This is a genomic window from Microcoleus sp. OTE_8_concoct_300 (genome assembly GCF_031383065.1).
Classification (GTDB): Bacteria; Cyanobacteriota; Cyanobacteriia; order Cyanobacteriales; family Microcoleaceae; genus Microcoleus.
Window position 1 is genome coordinate 1 of record NZ_JANMZH010000540.1, and the last position, 5,853, is coordinate 5,853.

Below are 5,853 nucleotides of genomic sequence, written 5' to 3' on the forward strand. Positions count from 1 at the left end.
ACTTTTTTCTACAGTCCTCTTTAAAGGACTTTCGCTATCAGCCAGGAAATGAATTCCCTGGCGGATTGGCGGACTGTCGGACTTATCAGAGTGTAGCAGATATCATCTACTAAAAAAACCATGAAATCAACACACAAAAAACCCCGCTTTTTCCTAACCTTCCTCTCATTTACCGCCTTAGCAATGTGGGAATTAGGACTTTTCCCCGCATCCGAAACAGCCACAGCCCAAATTACCCCCGCAACCGACGGCACGAATACTCAAATTACTCCCAGCGGCAACCAATTCAACATCCAAGGCGGACAACAATCTGGCGACGGTGCGAATCTCTTTCACAGTTTCCAACAATTCGGTTTAACTCAAGGGCAAACTGCCAATTTTATATCAAATCCCAATATCCGCAATATTTTAGGGCGAGTTGTCGGCGGCGATGCTTCGCTGATTAACGGATTAATTCAAATAACTGGCGGCAATTCCAATTTATTTTTAATGAATCCAGCGGGGATTGTTTTCGGAACAAATGCCAGTTTGAACGTGCCTGCTGCTTTCACTGCTACTACTGCGACGGGCATCGGCTTTAACAATAACTGGTTTAGTGCGGCTGGCACGAATAATTATACTCAATTAGTCGGAAATCCTAATACTTTTGCTTTTACAAATACACAGCCGGGAGGAATTGTCAATTTCGGCAATTTGGCAGTGGGACAAGGGCAAAATTTAACTTTGTTGGGCGGCACGGTTTTGAGTACGGGACAACTTTCTGCACCGGGAGGTAATATTACTGTTGCGGCTGTACCGGGTGAGAGTTTAGTCAGAATTAGTCAACCGGGAAATCTGTTGAGTTTGGAGATTCAGCCGCAATCTGCAGCGGGCAGCTTGCCTCAAAATTGGGTGTTACCGGTTGCATCTTTGCCGCAGTTGTTGGCGGGTGGCGGGGGAGGTGCAACGGGGGTGACGGTTAATTCTCAAGGGCAAGTAGAATTAACTGGTGGTGTGCAAGTAGAGAATGGAGATGCAGTTGCTAAAGGCGTAAGCGCGGGAAGTGCAACGCTGTCAGCTAATCGCAATTTGACATTAGTTGAAAGTCTGTTGCGTACAACTGGCGATTTAAATTTGCTGGCTGACAATACAGTGCGGGTGCGCGATAGTGTGGCAAATCCGTTTGTGGCTAATGCTGGCGGTAATCTGTATATTCATGGAAATCAAAGTATTGATATTTTTGCGCTGAATCATCTTTCGCAAACGCCTTTTGTCAGCGGTGGAAATCTGACTTTAGTGAGTGATGGCATCATATCTACAGATGCTCACTTTCGCAGTGGCAATAATATGTCAATTCTCGATCGAGCGGGCAAACCTGCTAATTTTACCAGTTTGTACGATCCAATATTTACGCAGTCTAAGGACTATATCGCTGGGGGATATACGGGGGCTTCCCTCAAGGTAGATACGACTTCAGGTACTGGAAATATTACTTTTAATGGAGATATCATAATTACGAGTCCAGATGCAACTTTGGCTGGTGCTACTACGGGTGATGAATTTATATTGGGCAGTTCGCGATCGGTAATTTTGCGCTCGGGTGGCAATATTCAAGTAGGTGGAAAAATTGATACTTATGTAAGTAATTCCAATAACGTAGGCCCTGTAATTATGCAAGCTAGAGGCAACATTCAAACTGACCTGATTATGGCAGACGCTTTTGGGGGTAAAGCTGGTTATATCTCTTTGACTGCTGGGGGCAACATTTCTACAGGCCGACTTACTACTATAAATACAAAGATCCTTGGCAGTGGCGGTGATATTACTGTGAATGCAGGTGGCAGCATTACTACTGCCGATATACATTCTTTCGCGCCCAGTGGAGCGGGTGATATTACTCTCAAAGGAAAAAACGATATTACTTTAGACTGTGCTTCCCCTAGTTTTTGCATAGAGAGTTTTGCAGGAGGAGTTCCTAACGTAATAGCTACTGGCAGTAGTGGTAATGTTACCATCATCAGCGAACAGGGAGCTATTATTTTTCCGACAAATGGAGTACATATAAGCGCTGGAAATAGCGATTCCCCCGGCAATCCTGGTTCTGTAACGTTACAGGCAAATCGTAACATTAATCTAGATATTATAGGATCAACTAGTACAGGTTCATCGAAAGCAGATGGTGCAAATATCAATATTACAAGTGTAAATGGCACTATTAATACTGGCCAAATAGATGCTACTTCTAACAGCGGTAAGAGAGGTGGCAACATCAAAATATCTACTACCAATGGTGATATTAAAACAGGTAACGTCTCTAACTACGGCACATTGCGGGGCGGACAGGGGGGGATAATTAACTTTACTAGCACTAACGGCAGCATCACTACAGGGGACTTAATTTCAAGCAGCACTCTTCAGTCGGGAGCGGATATTTTTCGCCCTGAAAATGGTGGCTCAATTACTTTAAATGCTGGCAGCAATATTACGACTGGCAATCTCAGTGCACTGGCGAGTTTAGATGGTGGGCCGATCGCACTTACGAGCACTGCCGGTTCCATAAATACCGGAACGATCGATGTCACGGGCGATCGCACTGCTGGAAAAGTCGCGCTTCAAGCTGACAGCGGCATTAAAACATCGACCGTAGGAATTACAATTACAGGTGTGTCTGAGAATGGCAATGGCAGCAACGTTACTTTATCTACTACCAAGGGTGACATTAATATAGGTGAGGTTATAGCTGGAGGAAAATTACAAGGTGGAAATCTTGAATTTACGAATAAAAATGGCAATATCACTACAAGTTCGTTAATTACAACTTTTAATGATGGTTCTTCGCCAGATTTCACAACTAAAAAAGGTGGCACTGTTAATTTAAATGCTACGGGCAACATTACTACCAGTGACATCGAAGCGAGCGGCAATCAAGACGGCGGCTCAATAACCTTCAAAAGCGGCGGTTCTATAGATACTACCGCCGGAATCATCAATGCAATGGGCGGCAACAACGGCGGCAATATTTCCCTAGAAGCCACCAACAATATCACTACAGCCGGAATTGGGGACTCGGCTGTATTGTTAAGCGGGGTCAATGCCAATAGTGGCAATCTTCGCATTCAAAGCGGCGGTAATATTGACACAACTGCCGGTCCGCTGATTACTGCTGCGGCAAATGGCAAAGGCGGAAATGTTGCCATAGATGCTAAAGGAACTGTCGCTACATCTAGTATTAATTCCCGCACTTTTGCTCCCAACATCACTGTGACTGGTGGCAATATTGAGCTTAAGGCAAATAGTATTACTGTGGGCGGAAGTATCGAAACTAACCGCAATAATATTACATTTGCTGCTCCGGTAACATTGGCTAATGACCTCTCTGTAATAATTCGGGAGACGGGCGACATTACTTTCAATTCTACTGTTGATGGCTCGCACAATCTTACGGTCAAACCCGATGCGGGAGTTGTTCAGTTTGGCGGTGCGATCGGCAACGTGACTCGTCTCAACAGTATCAAAATTCTAGATGATATTCCCAAAACTACCGCCGCGATCGACATTGCTACAACTAATAACATTACTACCCAAAATATTACCTCCGCGGCGGGAATTTCTTTGTACAGCGACAAAGGAGAAATCAAAACAGGTCATCTTAACTCGACTTCCCCTAACAATGGTGGCAATATCGAGCTTAATGCTGGCACTAATATTACTGCTGGCGATGTCAACACCTCTGCGGCTGGTAATGCCGGCAATATTTTTTTCGATGCTAACGGCAATATTAATGCTGGAAAAGTTGACTCTTCGGCTAAGGGGAATGCGGGCGATGTTACCGCGATTAACCGCAGCACTACTGGCAATATTGTTGTCAGTCAAATTGATGCTCAGAGTCAGGGCAGCGGTACTGGCGGAAATGTTTCGATTTTGACCGAAAACTTTTTTCGATCGCTAAATTCGTTCACAGACAGAAACGGCATCAATGCTAGCATTTCTACGGCGGGAAGTCCAGGAGATAGCAACGGCGGTACTATAATTATCCGCCACGGAGGCGCCGGATTAACGCCGTTTATTGTCGGTGATCCTGCCACAAATGGAACGAGGGGTGCAATTACTAGGGGAAATAGTAATCCCATACAAACAATTTTGCCCGATCGCGAATATCCCTATACTCACAGACAAGATCGCAGTCTCGTGCAAAATCGCGATCGCATTCAAATTATTTCCGTACCGCCGCCAACGCCTACACCCAAACCCCCAGATCCTCCAACGCCTACACCCAAACCCCCAGATCCTCCAACGCCTGCACCCACACCCGCAGATACTCCAACGCCCGTACCCACGCCCTCACCGCTATTCCCACCGCGTTTGCGCGTCGCACCATCGGCAACTCCCGAAAGCTCGATCGCAGCTTCCCCAAATCCCCAAATATTTATCCCACCTGCCCCCATTCCCGAAACTTCGATCGCCACCCCATCCCCATCCCCAACACCCGAACTCGCGCCGATCGATTTTTCCCTCATCCAACAACTGCTAAGCACCAATTCCTCAAGACTGCCGCCCCGCACAGCCCGCACACAGCCCTCAACACCCACAACGCCAAACGCTGCTGCCCGAATACCCGCCCCGCCGAGAATTCCCCCGAGCGCCCAACTCACCGCTCCCACCGCACCGATTGCCACTCAACCTGCGATCGCCTCCCAACCTTCAAACGCGCCAAATCCAGCGACCACAGCCCCTATTGCCTCTGTAACCCAGCCTGTAGCTCAAATTCAGCCAGCACCTGCAAGTGCGATCGTTCCCGCGCCTGCAAGTGCGATCGTCCCCGCGCCTGCAAGTGCGATCGTTCCCGCGCCTGCTGTCAGGCAAAGCCAAACTCCCCAAGAAGAGTTAGCTTTTTTAATTGGCGATTTATTGGGAGCTAAAACCTCTATTAGCCAAAACGCTGCAACGGGAAATACCCAATTAAATTGGGAGCGTAACAACGAAACAATTATCTCCCTAGAACTTCCTTACACCCCGTCAGTTAACACCATTGCCGGAGCCGAAGCAGATAACCTGATTTCTCAACAGCCATCGGCTGATAGTTTAACTGTTTCAGTCGCAGAAACTCCGCCGGAAATAATCGATCGAACTCCTAGTTTACCGATTGCTACTTCTGAACCCTTTGACCTCAATCTTTCTAACGTGTGGGATACAATTGCTGCAATAAATACAGCGCCCGTTCAAGATTCACCCACTATTACTCCAGCACCCGCACCAGTTCCCGCACCCGCACCAATTCCCGCACCCGCACCAATTCCAGCGCCCGCACCAATTCCGACTCCTGCACCAACTCCCGCAGCAGAAACGCCAAATATCCCAAATATCCCCAATCAAATTCCCTCTCAAATAACTCGATCGCTTGTAGAACAAACTCTCGACCAAAACAATGCTAACGATGCTGTTTCCCTAATTGACCAACTGTTTGAACAAGATTACGAAAATGAGGCTGGAGAAAATTTAACTGATAAAAAAATCAACGTTCAATATGTGAGAGAAACTCTGAAAAAGATTAAGGAAGAAACCGGAAAACAAGCAGTCATTGTTTACGCGATCGTCCGTCTCGAAGAATTGTCGCTAGTGTTAGTAGTTCCCGACGGCCCTCCGATTCTCAGAAACGTCCCTGTCGAGAGCAAAGATTTGCTAGCAACAGTGGCAGAGTTTCATCGTTATTTGGGTCAAGCAAATGATTATGAAAATGAAGAATATTTGCCAACAGGTCAGCAACTTTACCAGTGGTTAATTGCGCCTATTAGTCCAGATTTAGAAGGATTAAATGTCGATACGCTAGTGTTTTCATTCGATGCCGGTTTGCGCCAATTACCCCTAGCAGCTTTG

Annotated in this window: 1 protein-coding gene; it reads left to right on the top strand. The window is 46.6% G+C overall.

The window, feature by feature from the left end; all coding sequences use genetic code 11:
- Window positions 1-183 precede the first annotated feature (183 nt).
- Window positions 184-5,853, top strand: a 5,670-nt coding sequence (locus ACUVJL_RS25000) for a two-partner secretion domain-containing protein (RefSeq protein WP_445248303.1), incomplete at its 3' end; no start/stop codon positions are given.